This is a genomic window from Sunxiuqinia sp., from assembly GCF_055140945.1.
Map to the genome: position 1 here is coordinate 95,226 of NZ_JBSQYS010000008.1, position 15,914 is coordinate 111,139.

Genomic DNA, 15,914 nt, shown 5'->3' on the forward strand with positions numbered 1-15,914 from the left:
TTAATATATGATAATTGCAATATTTGGAATTAATATCGAACCTGCTTTCACCCCCGACTTAGCCAAATTGTTTTCCTTGCTGAAAGACCGACAGATCAATATTTACATTTACAAGCCGTTTTTCGATTTTCTGCAATCCAATTATTCTTTAAAACCTGAAGTTGCCGGGATCTTTACGTCGGGAAAAGACCTGCCGGATGATGTTGAGTTTTTATTCAGTATTGGTGGCGACGGAACTTTTCTACAATCAGTACTGACGGTAAAAAACAAGTCGATTCCTGCGGTTGGGATTAACCTCGGGCGATTAGGCTTTTTATCTGATATTTCGCGCGATGATATGCACGAAGCAATCGACCAAATCCTGAACCAGCAATTCCAAATTGAAGAGCGTTCGGTGTTGTGCCTGAAAGAAAAAGGAGCTTTGTTTGGTGATTTTAATTACGCCATAAATGAGATTGCCGTAACCAAGCTTGATACCTCATCGATGATCAATATTCACACTTATTTGAACGACGACTATTTAAGTACCTACTGGGCCGACGGACTCATAATTTCCACACCAACCGGATCTACCGCCTATTCAATGAGCGTTGGGGGACCAATTCTTACACCTGATTCAAAGAACTTGGTGATTACTCCGATTGCTCCGCATAATCTAACCGTTCGCCCAATTGTTGTGCCCGAAAATGTTTCAATCCGCTTGCATGTTGAAGGCCGTGGCTCACAGTTTCTTGCATCGCTGGACTCCCGTTCTGAGGCGATTCATTTCCCAGGTGAATTACACATCAGCAAAGCCGATTTTCATGTAAAAACCCTTAAACTTCCCGGGCATGGATTTTTCAATACACTTCGTAACAAGCTGATGTGGGGAGCTGACCGAAGAAATTAAACTTTTATGCTTAACAATTTTTAACCTCTATTTCGGTTTTATAATAAGCAGTCGGTAAGATGTTTTGAGAATTATATTACTTTTGTAGCTCTTGAAAGGAGTTATGATTTTAATGTTGTTATTGAATGCCAGAATGTTTTACCATACTGTCTTTTTATTATCAACCTTTCAAAGAAAAAGATAGTCGATGAAAAGATTTTTTGCAATCATTTTTTGTACCCTAACTTTAAGTTCAGTTTCGGCTCAGAATACAGCAGACATTGGTTTGTGGGGGGGCATTGGAAGTTACATTGGCGACGTGACAAACATAGATAAAGCAAGTTCTTTGAATCCAAATGTTGGATTGTTTTTTCGTTACAACTTTAACTCGCGTGTGAGTTTAAGAACAAGTGCGATGTTAGGAACAATTGGTGCGACCGGTGAGTTTGAAACCGAGCCTTGGGAGTTCGACAAGTTTATGACCGATATTTCGCTGATGGGAGAGTTTAATTTCTTTCGATATATCATTGGGAGCAAGCGATATAGCTCTACGCCATATCTTCTTGGAGGAGTCGGAGCTAGCTTGTATAGCTACACCTACGATCCAAATCGGTTAAGCCCTGTGGTGTATTACTTAAACCCCGGCCAACTGGCAGGAGTACCAGCAAATGTCAGAGGCGAGCTTTTAACCGGCCAGGATGAGGCAGTCGTCGCGCTAAACATCCCCGTTGGATTTGGATTTAAGTTTAATGTTGGAGGACGGTTGAGTGTTGGCATTGAGGCTATTCTTCGGAAATATTTTAATGATAAGATTGACGATTTGGATGATCCGAGAAAATATTACTCAACAACAACTAATCTGGCTGGTGAAACCACTGAAGGATGGGTAAATTACAACGATTTCTTGCATAACAACGATTTCACCTTACATTTGGGGGTTCATTTAACTTATCGGTTTTACCGGGGAAGTAATGAATGTCCGGTGTATGAAAATATTAACTAGAGTAAATGACCATTAAAGACAAAATACAGAAAGATAAATTGCCTAAGCACATTGCCATTATCATGGATGGGAATGGGCGTTGGGCAGCCAAACAAGGGAATCAACGAATTTTTGGGCATGAGCATGGTGTTGAATCGGTTCGTTCAACTGTTGAAGGAGCAACTGAAATAGGAATTCAGTATTTAACCTTATATGCCTTTTCCACCGAAAATTGGTCGAGACCCCATGATGAAGTGAATGCTTTAATGGGACTTTTGGTACAGGCTATCAATGATGAAACGGAAAAATTGAAAGAACAAAATGTGCGTCTGACGATGATTGGTGATTTTGATAGCCTTCCGGAAGATGTTCAAACGAAACTCAATTGGTCGATAAATGAATTGAGCAAATGTACTGGTTTGACTTTGGTGTTGGCGCTCAGTTATAGTTCGAAATGGGAAATAACCGAAGCCATTAAAAAAATTGCCCAAGACGTAAAAGACGACAAATTACAAATTGACGATATCGATAAAGATATACTTGATAACTACCTTGCTACAGTTGGAATACCAGACCCCGAATTATTAATCAGAACGAGTGGTGAAAACAGGATAAGCAACTTTTTGCTTTGGCAAATAGCTTATTCCGAATTCTATTTCACTCCTGTTCTTTGGCCCGACTTTCGGAAAGAAAATTTGTATGAGGCCATTTGTGATTATCAAAACAGGGAACGACGGTTTGGTAAAACAAGTCAACAATTAGTTAGCTAATCAATTCCAGAAAATGCAAAAACTGAAATTCTTCTTAATTCTATTCTTACTTAGTGTGAGTGCTTATGCACAAATTAACGAAAGCACTAATTTTTCGATTTACTATTCAAGTCCTAAAAAGTACACGATTGCCGGCATTGAGGTGCTAGGTATTCGCTATCTTGACGCTGATGTCCTGATCCAGATTTCGGGTTTAGAGGTCGGTGAAGAGATCACGGTTCCCGGCGAAGCAATTACGACAGCGATAAAAAAGCTGTGGGGGCATCAGATGTTTTCTGATGTAAAAATTGAAGCCAGCAAAGTGGAGGGCAGTAAAATATGGCTGGATATTTATCTACAGGAAAGACCAAAACTGGCAGATGTTAATTTTTATGGGGTTTCCAAAGGCGAAAAAGATGACATTACCGAAAAGGTTTTGCTCTTGAAAGGAAGTCAGGTGACCGACAACCAGTTAAACAATGCAGAGCGGATTATAAAAGGGATATTTCTGGAAAAAGGCTTTTTAAATACCGAGGTAAATATTGTTCAGCGCGACGATACAGCCTCCGTAAACAGCGTTATTCTTGATATTAACGTGGATAAAAAAGAGAAGGTTAAAATCGACGAAATTGTTTTTCATGGTGTCAGTCAACTGAACGAAAACAAGTTGAGGAAAGCCATGAAGAAAACCAATGAAAAGCGGTTGAGAAACTTCTTCCAGACAAAGAAATTCAATGAAGAGAAGTTTATCGAGGATAAGAAAAATGTTGTCGATAAATATAACCAGGAAGGTTATCGCGATGCTACCATTGTAAAAGATAGCATCAGCAAAGTTGATGAAGATCTGATTCGTCTGGACATATGGGTTGACGAAGGTGAAAAATATTATTTCGGAGATGTTCAGTGGGTTGGAAATACAATCTATCCGGGTGAGTATCTGGATGCATACCTTGGTGTTAAAAAAGGAGATGTGTTTGATCAAAAATTATTGAACAAGCGATTGAACGAAGATGAGGATGCCGTGAGCAACCTATACCTCGATAATGGTTATTTATTCTTCAATTTAAATCCGGTTGAGGCCAGGGTTGAAAATGATACGATCGACTATGAGATGCGTATTTATGAAGGAAATCAGGCAACAATTAACAAAGTGCTGATTGAAGGAAATACAAAAACCCATGAGCATGTTGCCCGAAGAGAAATTCGCACACTCCCCGGAGATTTATTTAGTAAGTCAAAGATCATCCGTTCGGTTCGTGAACTTTCGCAACTGGGGCACTTCGACCCCGAGGCTATTAATCCGAATGTTGTTCCGCACCCCGAAGATGGAACTGTTGATATTGCCTATCAGCTACAGGAGAAAGCAAATGATCAGATCGAACTTTCCGGAGGTTGGGGAGCCAATATGTTTGTAGGAACAGTTGGTTTGAAATTCTCAAACTTTTCGGTTCGTAACATTCCAAACAAAGAAGCCTGGCGTCCTTTGCCAACCGGAGATGGACAAACATTAAGTCTGCGGGCACAAACCAGTGGAAAGTTTTATCAGTCCTACAGTTTCTCATTTATCGAGCCATGGTTAGGAGGTAAAAAACCAAATTCATTCTCCCTTTCATTTTCACATTCGCGTGTGAATTATTCGGCCAACAACAACCTATATAGTGGTGGTTATGGTAGCCCCTATGGAGGTTATGGAGGCTATGGAGGAGGCTATTCACCCTACGGATATGGAGGAGGTTATTCCCCATACGGATATAGCCCTTATGGTTATGGATACGACCCGGGATCAAATTACACCTACAACGATAATCAATCATCAGATGAAGATCAGATTCAGGTAACTACTCGTTTGGCATTGGGTTATGGATATCGTTTGAAATGGCCGGATGACTTTTTCACGGTTTATCATGAACTTTCATTGGAGCATTATAAATTACAGAACATGTCGGGTTATTATTACTTCCTGAGTGATGATGACGGATCAGGTGGTGGTGGCTTCAATAACCTGAGCTTTAAAACGGCCTTTGGACGAAATTCGGTGGATAATCCATTGTATTCGAGAAGTGGTTCCGAGTTCTCTGTTAGCTTACAGTTTACACCACCATTCTCCTTGTTTGACGATATTGACTACAGTGATCCAAACCTATCGAGCGAAGATAAGTATAAGTGGATCGAGTATCATAAATGGAACATGAAAGGTGCGTGGTTTACACCGCTTTCATCAAATCGAAACTTGGTATTGCATACCAAATTTGAATATGGATTTTTAGGTTACTACGATAAAGACCGGAGATCACCGTTTGAGCGATTCCGGGTTGGTGGCTCCGGGATGTCAGGCTATAACCTCTATGGCTCCGAAATCATTTCTCTTCGTGGTTATGAGGATTATAGTCTGAGCCCCAATACTGGCTCGAATATGTACAATAAGCTAACAATGGAACTGCGATATCCGATTACCTTGAAACCGTCGGCAACCATTTATGTACTTGGTTTCCTTGAAGCGGGTAATGCCTGGATGGACTTTGAAAACTACAACCCGTTTGATTTAAAAAGATCGGCAGGAGCTGGTGTCCGAATCTTCCTACCCATGTTTGGTTTAATGGGAATCGATTGGGGATATGGATTTGACGAGTCAGGATATAAACAGAATGCTGGAGGAAGTCAGTTTCACTTTGTTATCGGGCAGCAGTTCTGATCGTTATAAGAATGGCTCGGTATTTGTAAATCTCGGAGATAGTATGAATTTAAATAGAATTGCCATGAAGAAAAAAGTATTGTTATTTGTTTTTCTGATTGCTTTTGGAGCAACAGCGATGGCTCAGAAATATGCCTACATCGATACAGAATATGTTTTAGAAAATATTCCGGCTTATAATGCAGCGCAGGAGCAGTTAGATCAAATTTCCAAACAATATCAAAAAGAATTGGAGACCATGCATGCTGACATTGAGCAGATGTATCAGGATTTTCAGGCCGAAGCTGTTTTGCTTTCCGAAGAAATGAAACGCAAACGTGAAGATGTCATTATTAGTAAGGAAAAAGAGTACAAAGACTTACAGCGTAAGTATTTTGGACGCGAAGGAGACTTATTTAAAAAGCGTCAGGGCTTAATTAAACCAATCCAGGATGATGTCTTTAACGCGGTTCAGGAGCTAGCCAACGAAGGGAGCTACGCCGTTATCTTCGACAAGGCCGGAAGCCTTACAATGCTCTATACAAACCCGAAATATGATCTTAGTGACCAGGTGCTTGAAAAGCTTGGTTATAAGAATTAATCAATTATATTTGTCAACGAATTTTTAAAATCCGACAAAAGAAGTTAAATCTTCAAAATTGATAGTTTGATTTGATTCGGCTAGACAGGAACGAGTACTGATTTTAAAAGGTTGACGCGGAAATAATAATAACTAACAAAGAAAAAATAACCAGATGAAAAGTATTTTCAAAATTTGTTTCGTAGCGGTTCTATTCCTTTCAGTAGGAATGGTAAATGCACAAACATTAAAGTTTGCCCACATTGATACACAGGTTTTAATTCAGGCAATGCCTGAGGCAAAAACTGCACAAGCTACCATCGAGAAAGAGGCTAAGGGATTAGAAGATCAAATGGGAACGCTGCAAAAAGAGTATCAAACTAAATTGCAGGATTTATCAAGCAAGCAAGACTCATTAACTGAAATCGTATATCAATCAAAAGTTGAAGAATTACAGAGCCTTCAACAGCGCATTCAAAGCTTTAATAGTTCAGCACAACAACGTTTGCAACAAAAACAAAGTGAGCTGATGCAACCTATTTTTGCAAAAGCCAACGAAACCATTGAAGCTGTTGCGAAAGAACAAGGCGTAATTTACGTGTTTGACTCAAACAACTTGTTGTATAAGTCAAATCAAAGTATTGATTTGTTGCCACTTGTTAAAGCAAAACTAGGAATTCAATAAGCTATAACTAAATAGTTTCAAGAAAGCCGTCTGAATCAGACGGCTTTTTTTATTTTTGTTTGCAAAGAATTTAAATGACTGCGAGTAACCAACCCATTGGCGTTTTTGATTCGGGCTACGGAGGCTTGACTGTTCTCAAGGAGATTGTCGATCTGTTACCTCAGTACGACTTTGTTTATTTGGGCGATAATGCCCGCACGCCGTATGGCACGCGCTCGTTTGATGTGGTGTACGAATACACCCTGGAGGCGGTAAAACGACTTTTCGATGAAGGTTGTCATTTGGTTATTCTGGCATGTAACACGGCATCGGCAAAAGCGTTGCGAAACATTCAGCAGAAAGATTTGCCCGTCATTGCCCCACACAAACGTGTGTTGGGGGTTATCCGGCCAAGTGTTGAGGAAGTTGCTACGATGACGAAAAATGGTCATGTGGGAGTTGTAGCAACATCAGGAACGGTGGCATCTGAGTCGTATCCTATTGAGCTGGAGAAATGGTCGAATGGAAGTGTGAAGCAAACAAGCCAGATGGCATGCCCGATGTGGGTTCCCATTGTTGAGAACAATGTAATGAACACCGCTGGAGCCGACTATTTCGTACAAGATAATCTACAATCCTTGTTTCAGAAAGATCCGTCGATTGATAGTTTGATTTTGGGCTGCACGCACTACCCATTGCTTATTGACAGTATCAGAAAGTACATACCCCGGCAGGATGTCAATATTATTGAGCAAGGAAAAATAGTCGCACAAAAGTTAAATGAATACCTTGAACGCCACCCCGAAATGGAGTCGAACTGTTCTAAACACTCGACCCGAAAATACTTAACGACTGAAGATCCCCACTTTTTTGAAGCCCGTGCAGCTCAGTTTTTAGGGTACGATATTCAAGCCGAAAAAATTGAACTCTAGCGTGTCCTCCTTCGAAACGACCGAACTCATAAACGACTGAACGCCACAAGGCCTTCTCCCCTCAACTACCCAACTAACTGATAAACAAGCCTCCCCCATGGCGTGGGTGAAGGTTTCAAACGCGTTTTCTTACGTCACCACTCGCATGGAGATGGTTTCAAACGCGTTTTTTTGTGTCACCATTCGCATGGAGATGGTTTCAAATGGGTTTGTTATCGTCAGTGTGTTCGTGGAGGTCTGCTCAAACGTGTTTGCTCTCATCTCCATGAGCCCGGTTATGGTTTCAAACGTGTTTTGGCTCACCACCACGGCCATGGGCATCGAAAAAAACGTGTTTTATTGCTTAGCCATGCCCGTGGAGAAGCTATCAAACGCATTTTGAAGTAACACCACGCAAGCTAGCAGCCGCTAAAATTCGTTTGGTCCAACAAGCCATAACTGTTATTTAATAGCTTGCAGACTGGTTTTAGAATCTTTTTTCTTTTCTTGCAAAACATAAGTGCTCAGCTGTTGTTTATTCAAAAATAATGAAAACACCTACCCTATTTGTAATCCTGGTCTTTGTCTTTAAGCTCGGCTTTTCTCAGCGCGAAAGCACGAATGATTTCTTTCATTACTATCACAATTCGCCAACGCGCGATTACACTACGCTACTGATTGCTCCCGGAACGATGGGACCTAATGCCCTGCCCATACCTGATATACTAAACGGGCAAGTGGGAACTGATTCGCAGTTTAAAGTATCGATTGACAACTATTATAGAGATGACGGTGGCGACAACGGGCATACCTTCAAACTTGATTTTCGGTTTCCGGTTGTGCAAAACTTTATGGCTTTCGGACTCGAATGGAACCTGATTGACTATTTCCGAGCCACCAATGACGTACGCGACATCATCCAATTATACAAAGATGATCCGGGCTGGAGTACCGACTTGGGCGACATCATTCTGAAAACCTTCATTCAACTAACAAAAGAGAAACGCGGCTTACCGTCGGCCATGCTTGTTTCGGTATTGAAAACAACCAGCGGAAGTATTTTTGATGGTCGGTACACCGATTTACCTGCACACTGGCATTACGCCAGTTTGGGGAAGAAACTTATAAATCACGAAATTTTTCGCTGGCAGCTTAATGCAATGCTTGGGTATTACTTTTGGCAAACCAACCAAGACGATCTGGAACAAAACGAAGGCCCTCTTTGGGGGATTGAGACGCAATTCAATCATAAAAAGTTGGAATACGCATTTGGAATCTCCGGTTACAACGGTTGGAAGTTTTACGGAAACGACAAGCCCATTCAATTCAAGGCACGTCTAATTGTAACGAATGAAAAGTTCAACTATTTCGCCGAATATAAAACAGGTCTTCGCGACTATCCTTACACTTCTATCAATATCGGGATTAATTGGCATCCGCTGTCGCCTTTTAAATTAAGTGAGTGAACGAGGGGCGTCGCCCGCAGTCAACTCGCATTTCTTATCTTTGTCAATCAATTTAATCGAAAAATATGAAACTGGCTGTTATCGATTTGGGAACCAACACTTGCAACCTTTTAATTGCCGAGGTGAAGGATAAAAACTACCAACTAATTTATCAAGGGAAAGTTGGTGTTAAGCTGGGCAAAGGAGGAATAAACAAGCAGCTGCTTACTCCAGAAGCTTTTGTAAGAGCGACCAATGCACTGAACGAACACCGACAAACCATTGAGAAATATGAAGTCGATAAGGTTTTTGCTATTGCCACTTCGGCCGTGCGCGAAGCTGCCAATCGCAAAGAGTTTGAGACTCATTTATTAAAGGAAACAACAATAAAACTAGTTACCATCTCAGGTGATCAGGAGGCTCAATTGATTTTTGAAGGCGTAAAACTAGCCTTTGGTAAACTTGAAAAACAGTCCCTGATCATGGATATTGGTGGAGGCAGCAACGAATTTATCGAAACCAATAACGACCAAATCGTCTGGAAAGAAAGCTTCCCCTTGGGAATGGCCCGAATTATTGAGCAAATCCCTCTTTCTGATCCAATAACTGCAGAAGAAATAAGTACCGTGGAAAAATATTTTGACCAAGGGTTGGAGTTGTTGTGGAAGAACGTTCAACCAGGCAAGCTACAACTGATTGGTTGCTCGGGAGCTTTCGATACCATTGCAGACCTGATCGACCAAAGCTCTCCCGGAACAAAAATAAGACAACAACAAGAAATCAGCCTGAACGACTTTAATCGAATCGCTGATCAGGTAATCTTTTCAACAAAAGAACAGCGGGAACAAATGAAAGGGATGGACCCCTTGCGAGTAGAAATGATTGTGCCTGCTTTAATTTTCATTCGACTGGTTGTTGAGAAACTGGAGATTGAAAAAATTACACAAACTGATTTTGCCTTACGCGAAGGCATTTTGTACAAATGGATTTATGACTAAATTTGAAACCCGAACAAATAAAACCGCATAAGCATGTCAAAAATATTAGTAATCGACGACGAACGAAGTATCAGAAATACCTTAAAAGATATTCTGGGATATGAAAAATACCAGGTGGATTTAGCCGAAGATGGACAAAAAGGAATTGATCTGATTCGAAAAAATGAATATGACATCGTATTGTGCGACATCAAAATGCCGGGAATGGACGGCATTGAAGTGCTGGAGAAAATTCAGATACTCGCTCCGGATGCTCCGGTTGTCATGATTTCCGGTCATGGTAATATTGATACAGCTGTAGAGTCGATCAAAAAAGGAGCTTACGATTACATTGAAAAGCCACTTGATTTGAATCGGCTATTGATTACCATTCGTAATGCGATGGATAAGTCGAACCTGATCACCGAAACCAAGGTTCTAAAAAAGAAAGTCAACAAGAAATACGAAATTGTTGGCAGCTCTGATGCGATGACGAAAGTTATTAGCATGGCAGACAAAGTTGCCCCAACCGATGCGCGCGTGCTGATTACCGGAGCTAACGGAACAGGCAAAGAGCTTGTTGCCCGTCGTCTGCACGACCAAAGCAATCGGGCTACCGGACCCTTTATTGAAGTCAATTGTGCTGCCATTCCAGCTGACTTAATCGAAAGCGAGCTGTTTGGACACGAAAAAGGAGCATTTACATCAGCCGTTAAGCAACGCAAAGGAAAATTTGAGCAAGCTACCGGTGGTACTTTATTCCTCGATGAGATTGGCGATATGAGCTTATCAGCGCAAGCCAAAGTGCTTCGAGCCTTGCAAGAAAGTATCATCACCCGTGTTGGGGGCGATAAACAAATTAAGGTTGATGTTCGGGTTATTGCGGCAACCAATAAAAACCTGAGTGAAGAAATTGAAAACAACAACTTTCGCGAAGACCTGTACCACCGATTAAGTGTCATCCTAATAAAAGTACCAACGCTAAACGAACGGACTGAAGACATTCCTGAATTAACCAGCCACTTCATCAAACAGATTTGCAATGAGTACGGCATGCCCGAAAAAACAATTAGCGATGAGGCGATTAAAAAACTTCAGAAAATCAACTGGACTGGTAACATTCGTGAATTCCGAAATGTAATTGAACGACTGATTATTCTTGGGAATAAGTCAATTTCGGCTGAAGATGTAGAGGCTTTCGCTACTTCTATAAAATAACCAGCCCTTCTTATTTGATGTTTTCCAAATTTTTTCAAACAACTTTTGGCATCCGTTGTTATAACTGAACGAAGCGCCACCGGAAGCGTTTTACCAATAGAGATCAGTATAATTTCAGGCTCTTGTCAACCTGCTTTTTGTTATAAGCATTGACATCTTGCCGTTAATAAAAAGACATTTTAAGATTTAAGGAAAGCCTCTGAAGCAGGAAAGTTTTTGTTGTTGTCATGGCGTATTTAAACACTTCACCCCGGGGTTTATTGTTTCCCGGGGAACGGACCGAATCTCAGGGTTTTCCTTTTTTATTTCCCACTTCCTTTTTGCAATAAATTAGCTATTTTTAGGTTTTCAAATCTGAAACTGATTCAGCAATATCTTAGATCTCGAAAACTAACAGTCAAATGATCCACAACAAAAAAGTAGTTGTCGTTCTTCCGGCATACAATGCAGCCAAAACGCTAAAAATAACTTATGATGAAATTGATTTTTCAATCGTTGATGACGTAATTTTAGTTGATGATCATAGCAATGACGACACCGTTGAAGTAGGCAAAAAACTTGGAATTAAACACATCATCCGGCATGATCAGAATAAAGGCTATGGAGGAAATCAAAAAAGCTGCTACAACAAAGCAATTGAATTAGGAGCAGATATTGTTATCATGCTTCATCCGGACTACCAATACACTCCCAAACTGATCCCGGCTATGAGCCATTTAATTGGAAGCGAACTATATCATGTTGTTTTAGGATCTCGTATTCTAGGAAGAGGAGCGCTAAAGGGTGGTATGCCAGTAATCAAGTATGTCGCAAACCGCGGACTCACTTTTATCCAGAACCTGTTGATGAATGCGAAACTTTCAGAGTATCACACCGGTTATCGGGCATTTTCTCGTGAAGCACTCGAAAAAGTTAACTTCAATGCAAATTCCGATAATTTTGTATTCGACAACCAGATGCTTGCTCAAATTTGGTATGCTGGTTACGAAATTGCAGAAATTACTTGTCCCACAAAATACTTTAACGATGCTTCAAGTATAAATTTAAAAAACAGTACAATTTATGCGTTAGGCGTCATGCGAACCGCTGTTCAATATAGATTGGAAAAATGGGGGATAGCTAAACATCACATTTTTGGGAAACAATAAGAGAATGAATATTTTCAAAACTAAATTAAATGAAACGAGCATGTAAATCTACGCACACGCAGGTTGAGGATTACCTTAGGCGAGTTCCATGTGTTGTAATTATAAATAAGCAATTATAATCATATGAAAATAAAGCCTGATCTTTCTACAGGGAACGACAAGCTAAAGTATCTGTTTCTTGTCATTCCATCGTTTTATTTTCTGATAGCAGTTTATTTTAGAAGCATCCTTGGTGCGACATCTTTGCGCTCTGTCGACCCAGAATATATCTATTTTATGAGTGGACTCGGGATTGCTGAAGGCCATCTAAAAATTGGTCATATAGACAACCCGGGAACTCCATTACAATACCTTGTAGCTCTTGTCTTTCGGATAACACACCTTTTTAGAGGCGGAGATACTTCGTTTATCAATGATTTGTTTTTACATCCCGATCTTTATCTAGCCATTGTCAACCTGTCTATTACAGGTATAGTCGTTTTTGCGATTTTCGCTGCTGGGAAAATGGTTTATAGAAAAACTGGTTCAATACTGTATGGTCTGTTGATCCAAACAATGCCTTTCTTGCCAGTCATCTGGTACGATCTCATTGGACGTGTCACGCCGGAATTACTATTCCCAATTCCCCTTTTTGCCATTAGCATCCTGCTGATCAACTACCTATATACTGAAAACCATACTTTAAAATTCCGGGACATTGCTCTTATCGGCTTTGTTTTTGCATTTGGACTGTCAATTAAACTGACATTCATCTCACTTTGGTTGATTCCGGTGATCGTAATCGAGGACTGGAAAAAGAAACTTCAATTTTTGGGATTCGGAATCTTTTTCTTTTTGCTGATTGCTATACCAGTCAGCTTGCAACTCGAGACTTTCTGGAATTGGATCAAAGCCTTATTTCTTCATAGTGGCACTTATGGCGGAGGAAAAGAAGACATCATTAATTTTTCAGCTTTTAAAAACAATTTGAATGACTTGATCGGCCTTGAACAAACCTTTGGTTGGCTGTTTCTTGGGCTTTTGGCATTGCTGATGATTTCTGTCCTCTTCTATCGAGATAAATTAAAGCACTGGAAAGGAACATGGATTAGTATCGCAGTTTTAGCAGCAATTTTGGTTCAATATATCCTGACCGGGAAACATTATGCACATCGGTACTTCATACCCGCACTTATGTTGACCCCACTATTGATTATTTTATCGATTGAATTAATCAAAAGTCTATATCCACGTCGATCGATCGCATTACTTTTTAATATTTTACTCATTCTATTTATGGGGTGGAATATTAACCGACAATTCAAATATATACGAATCAAATCAGACGTTATTGGTAGTCAAGTGGAAGCTCGGAAAGCAACATGGCATGTCGTATCTTCTCTTGACGAGAATTGCGTAAAAATCATCGTATCGCAAGATTACGGAAGTCCTTTCAAAGAATATGCTTTACTATACAGCACGGCTTGGGCAGCCAATTCATTAAGACCTCATTACTATCAAGAGTTACTAATGCTCTATCCAAATACTTATCAGTACACTACCTGGGACGACAAATTTCAGCACTGGGGTGACCAGTTTATCCCGAGCGAAGTTTTGACTAAAGGGATGCCGGTATATATCTATCTGGAGAACAATTCGAACGAGCTCTATAACAGAACGATTGATAAAATAGATCCACGGAAAGAATTTGCCTTTTTGCCAGATACTATTTTCATTAATCAAAAGAATAATGAAATTCTATTAAAATTAAACTGGGTAGAAAATATTGCAGAAAGCTCTGAATAGCATGGCACATTTTTCACTAAATTCTATACGTCTAATAACTGAAATTGTCATTCCCTTGATAATGATTCTTCTGGTTTTGTCCTTTTTAGTTTACCCTAAAATAACAATCAAGGCTGACAGACATAAATACGATGCTTATTGGTCAGCTCTTTTTATCCACAGGGATTTTTCGCAGATGGGGATAAGTCCTTCAAAAAGAATAGTTGGACCTGAATGTACAACTATAGCTCTGCACATTGGCAATCCCTTTACACCGGATACAAAAAAACAGTACCAAAAATGTCCCAGTATTGAAATGACACGGATAAACGAGAATTTCGAGATGACCATTCAATTATACATCATTTGAAATTGCAATTAATAAGATATGGAAAATAGGAACGTAAAATTGTTAAACTTTTACATCCCCGTAGCTTTATTCTTGATAGCTTTTGTATGGAAGTTGACCTTTATAGGAACAAGGGATATCAGTATTGATGAACCTTTCACTATTTATAATGCCCAACGAAGCTTAAAAGAAATACTGCTTTTACCTACACATAACGAACCCAATCCACCACTGTTTATGATCCTCCTTCACTTTTGGATAAAAGTTTTTGGGATCACCCCTTATTCTGTTCGCATTATCCCACTAATATTCAACGCAACAACAGCAGTATTCTTGTATTTCTCGGGAAAGAAAATCATGAATTACCATGCCGGGATTATTGCTTCAGGATTGTTTGTCCTTTCCTCCTATCAGTTCTATTTTGGGATGGAAACCCGTACTTATTCTTTGCTCCTCTGCGCTACTGCTGCGGCTATATATTATCTTTTTTCGCTGCTAGAAAAACCTGACAAGAAACATTTCCTTTTAGGTTTAATTATTTCAAATATTGTATTGATTTACAGTCACTACTTTGGCTGGTTTGTGGTTTTCATGGAATTCATTACTGCATTGATCTACTTCAAAAATAACAAAGCCTTAATAAAAGTTTCAATTGCCCTTTTTTCAACAGCCATTGCGTTCATACCGATGGCAATTACATTTATCAAACAATTCTTGATTTCAAAAGATAATTCATGGATGAGGCCACCAGACAGCACTGCATATTGGAAAGAAATCACCATGTTTATGAATAGCCCGGTTGTTATTTCAACCATATTATATTTGTTTGCTTTCGGGATGCTTTTTTTATTCATTGCCCGAAAACCGACGAAATTTAAAAGCGAAATACCTGTTCTTTTCATATTCTGGATCGTCCCCTATAGCATCATGTTTCTGGTTTCATCGAAAGTGCCTATGTTTGAAAACCGTTACGTGATGTACAATTCTATAGCCCTGTATCTGTTTATTGGAATTTCCATTGGTTATTTGTACCAAACACGAAAATTAATGCTAATAGCTGCAGGCATCATTGTACTTTTTGTAATGGGCATAAAACTACAGACCAAAAAAGAATTTATTGCCCACCGCGAAGTGCAACAGGCTGTCAACTATCTGAAAGATAATACTGATCAAGATTATATAACCATAATTTACCCCCATTGGGCTGATTATGGTTTTGCTTACTATTACGATTTGAACGTTTTTAGAGATATCAATAATTTCGAAGAGCACTTGAGATCTAGGGATGTATATCAGGTTTGGAGCCTTGATGACGCTATCAATTATATCTCCAAATACCCTAATCAGAAAATAGCCTTCTTTAAAAATGGAGGCATCGGTTATAATGATATCGAAAACTATCTCGATTCCGCATCTACGAGGACGGATAGTGCATTTTTTGAAGATTGCATTAATATTTTTCTGTATACAAGACAGGATACTTTAAATAAAACCAACTAAATTTTACGAACCTGCCTTTCTTAAAAAACCAACGAACAGACAATTAAAAGGTTTTGAACAAACACCTATAGAGCATGCAATTGAGCTA

General features: G+C 39.7%; 14 protein-coding genes. 13 read left to right on the forward strand and 1 reads right to left on the reverse strand.

Features of this window, described 5'->3' with window-relative positions:
• The first annotated feature begins 7 nt into the window (after positions 1-7).
• The 7 genes from ACTB00_RS05360 to murI all read left to right on the forward strand — a co-directional run bounded on the left by ACTB00_RS05360 (position 8) and on the right by murI (position 7,446).
• Positions 8-889: an NAD kinase gene (locus tag ACTB00_RS05360; RefSeq protein ID WP_463298906.1), complete on the forward strand. Its 882-nt coding sequence runs from the start codon at positions 8-10 to the stop codon at positions 887-889.
• A 187-nt stretch (positions 890-1,076) separates the two neighbouring features.
• Entirely contained in the window at positions 1,077-1,871 is a 795-nt protein-coding gene (locus ACTB00_RS05365) for a DUF6089 family protein (protein ID WP_463298907.1), read from the forward strand.
• Between the two features lie 5 nt (positions 1,872-1,876).
• Positions 1,877-2,620 carry an isoprenyl transferase gene (locus ACTB00_RS05370; RefSeq protein WP_463298908.1) on the forward strand — a complete coding sequence of 248 codons (744 nt, stop codon included), beginning with the start codon at positions 1,877-1,879 and terminating at the stop codon, positions 2,618-2,620.
• Between the two features lie 13 nt (positions 2,621-2,633).
• Positions 2,634-5,291, forward strand: coding sequence for an outer membrane protein assembly factor BamA (gene bamA / locus ACTB00_RS05375; protein WP_463298909.1), 2,658 nt, complete (start codon positions 2,634-2,636; stop codon positions 5,289-5,291).
• 64 nt (positions 5,292-5,355) lie between these two features.
• A complete protein-coding gene (locus ACTB00_RS05380) occupies positions 5,356-5,871 on the forward strand; it encodes an OmpH/Skp family outer membrane protein (RefSeq protein WP_159519107.1) in 516 nt (171 codons plus the stop codon).
• A gap of 154 nt (positions 5,872-6,025) precedes the next feature.
• Positions 6,026-6,535: an OmpH/Skp family outer membrane protein gene (locus ACTB00_RS05385; RefSeq protein ID WP_463298910.1), complete on the forward strand. Its 510-nt coding sequence runs from the start codon at positions 6,026-6,028 to the stop codon at positions 6,533-6,535.
• A gap of 74 nt (positions 6,536-6,609) precedes the next feature.
• On the forward strand, positions 6,610-7,446 hold the full coding sequence (gene murI / locus ACTB00_RS05390) for a glutamate racemase (protein ID WP_463298911.1): 837 nt from the start codon (positions 6,610-6,612) through the stop codon (positions 7,444-7,446).
• A gap of 129 nt (positions 7,447-7,575) precedes the next feature.
• On the opposite strand, the gene ACTB00_RS05395 is transcribed toward murI, so the two are convergent.
• Positions 7,576-7,767, reverse strand: a complete 192-nt coding sequence (locus ACTB00_RS05395; RefSeq protein WP_463298912.1) for a hypothetical protein — start codon at positions 7,765-7,767, stop codon at positions 7,576-7,578.
• A 206-nt stretch (positions 7,768-7,973) separates the two neighbouring features.
• Here ACTB00_RS05395 and ACTB00_RS05400 point away from each other — a divergent pair, with 206 nt between their 5' ends.
• From ACTB00_RS05400 to ACTB00_RS05425, 6 genes are all read left to right on the forward strand, one after another.
• On the forward strand, positions 7,974-8,891 hold the full coding sequence (locus ACTB00_RS05400) for a hypothetical protein (protein ID WP_463298913.1): 918 nt from the start codon (positions 7,974-7,976) through the stop codon (positions 8,889-8,891).
• A gap of 65 nt (positions 8,892-8,956) precedes the next feature.
• Entirely contained in the window at positions 8,957-9,868 is a 912-nt protein-coding gene (locus ACTB00_RS05405) for a Ppx/GppA phosphatase family protein (RefSeq protein ID WP_463298914.1), read from the forward strand.
• 33 nt (positions 9,869-9,901) lie between these two features.
• Positions 9,902-11,065, forward strand: a complete 1,164-nt coding sequence (locus ACTB00_RS05410; RefSeq protein WP_463298915.1) for a sigma-54-dependent transcriptional regulator — start codon at positions 9,902-9,904, stop codon at positions 11,063-11,065.
• Positions 11,066-11,466: 401 nt separating this feature from the next.
• Positions 11,467-12,213, forward strand: a complete 747-nt coding sequence (locus tag ACTB00_RS05415) for a glycosyltransferase family 2 protein (RefSeq protein ID WP_463298916.1) — start codon at positions 11,467-11,469, stop codon at positions 12,211-12,213.
• Between the two features lie 123 nt (positions 12,214-12,336).
• Positions 12,337-13,998, forward strand: a complete 1,662-nt coding sequence (locus ACTB00_RS05420) for a hypothetical protein (protein ID WP_463298917.1) — start codon at positions 12,337-12,339, stop codon at positions 13,996-13,998.
• 367 nt (positions 13,999-14,365) lie between these two features.
• Positions 14,366-15,826, forward strand: coding sequence for a glycosyltransferase family 39 protein (locus ACTB00_RS05425; RefSeq protein ID WP_463298918.1), 1,461 nt, complete (start codon positions 14,366-14,368; stop codon positions 15,824-15,826).
• The last annotated feature ends 88 nt before the right edge of the window (positions 15,827-15,914 follow it).

Excerpts from the sequence above, each read along its gene's own strand:
- ACTB00_RS05410 (WP_463298915.1), top strand. The coding sequence starts at position 9,902 with ATGTCAAAAATATTAGTAATCGACGACGAACGAAGTATCAGAAATACC.
- ACTB00_RS05365 (WP_463298907.1), top strand. The coding sequence starts at position 1,077 with ATGAAAAGATTTTTTGCAATCATTTTTTGTACCCTAACTTTAAGTTCA.
- ACTB00_RS05415 (WP_463298916.1), top strand. The coding sequence starts at position 11,467 with ATGATCCACAACAAAAAAGTAGTTGTCGTTCTTCCGGCATACAATGCA.
- ACTB00_RS05380 (WP_159519107.1), top strand. The coding sequence starts at position 5,356 with ATGAAGAAAAAAGTATTGTTATTTGTTTTTCTGATTGCTTTTGGAGCA.
- murI (WP_463298911.1), top strand. The coding sequence starts at position 6,610 with ATGACTGCGAGTAACCAACCCATTGGCGTTTTTGATTCGGGCTACGGA.
- ACTB00_RS05400 (WP_463298913.1), top strand. The coding sequence starts at position 7,974 with ATGAAAACACCTACCCTATTTGTAATCCTGGTCTTTGTCTTTAAGCTC.
- bamA (WP_463298909.1), top strand. The coding sequence starts at position 2,634 with ATGCAAAAACTGAAATTCTTCTTAATTCTATTCTTACTTAGTGTGAGT.
- ACTB00_RS05360 (WP_463298906.1), top strand. The coding sequence starts at position 8 with ATGATAATTGCAATATTTGGAATTAATATCGAACCTGCTTTCACCCCC.
- ACTB00_RS05385 (WP_463298910.1), top strand. The coding sequence starts at position 6,026 with ATGAAAAGTATTTTCAAAATTTGTTTCGTAGCGGTTCTATTCCTTTCA.
- ACTB00_RS05395 (WP_463298912.1), bottom strand. The coding sequence starts at position 7,767 with ATGCCCATGGCCGTGGTGGTGAGCCAAAACACGTTTGAAACCATAACC.
- ACTB00_RS05405 (WP_463298914.1), top strand. The coding sequence starts at position 8,957 with ATGAAACTGGCTGTTATCGATTTGGGAACCAACACTTGCAACCTTTTA.
- ACTB00_RS05425 (WP_463298918.1), top strand. The coding sequence starts at position 14,366 with ATGGAAAATAGGAACGTAAAATTGTTAAACTTTTACATCCCCGTAGCT.
- ACTB00_RS05370 (WP_463298908.1), top strand. The coding sequence starts at position 1,877 with ATGACCATTAAAGACAAAATACAGAAAGATAAATTGCCTAAGCACATT.
- ACTB00_RS05420 (WP_463298917.1), top strand. The coding sequence starts at position 12,337 with ATGAAAATAAAGCCTGATCTTTCTACAGGGAACGACAAGCTAAAGTAT.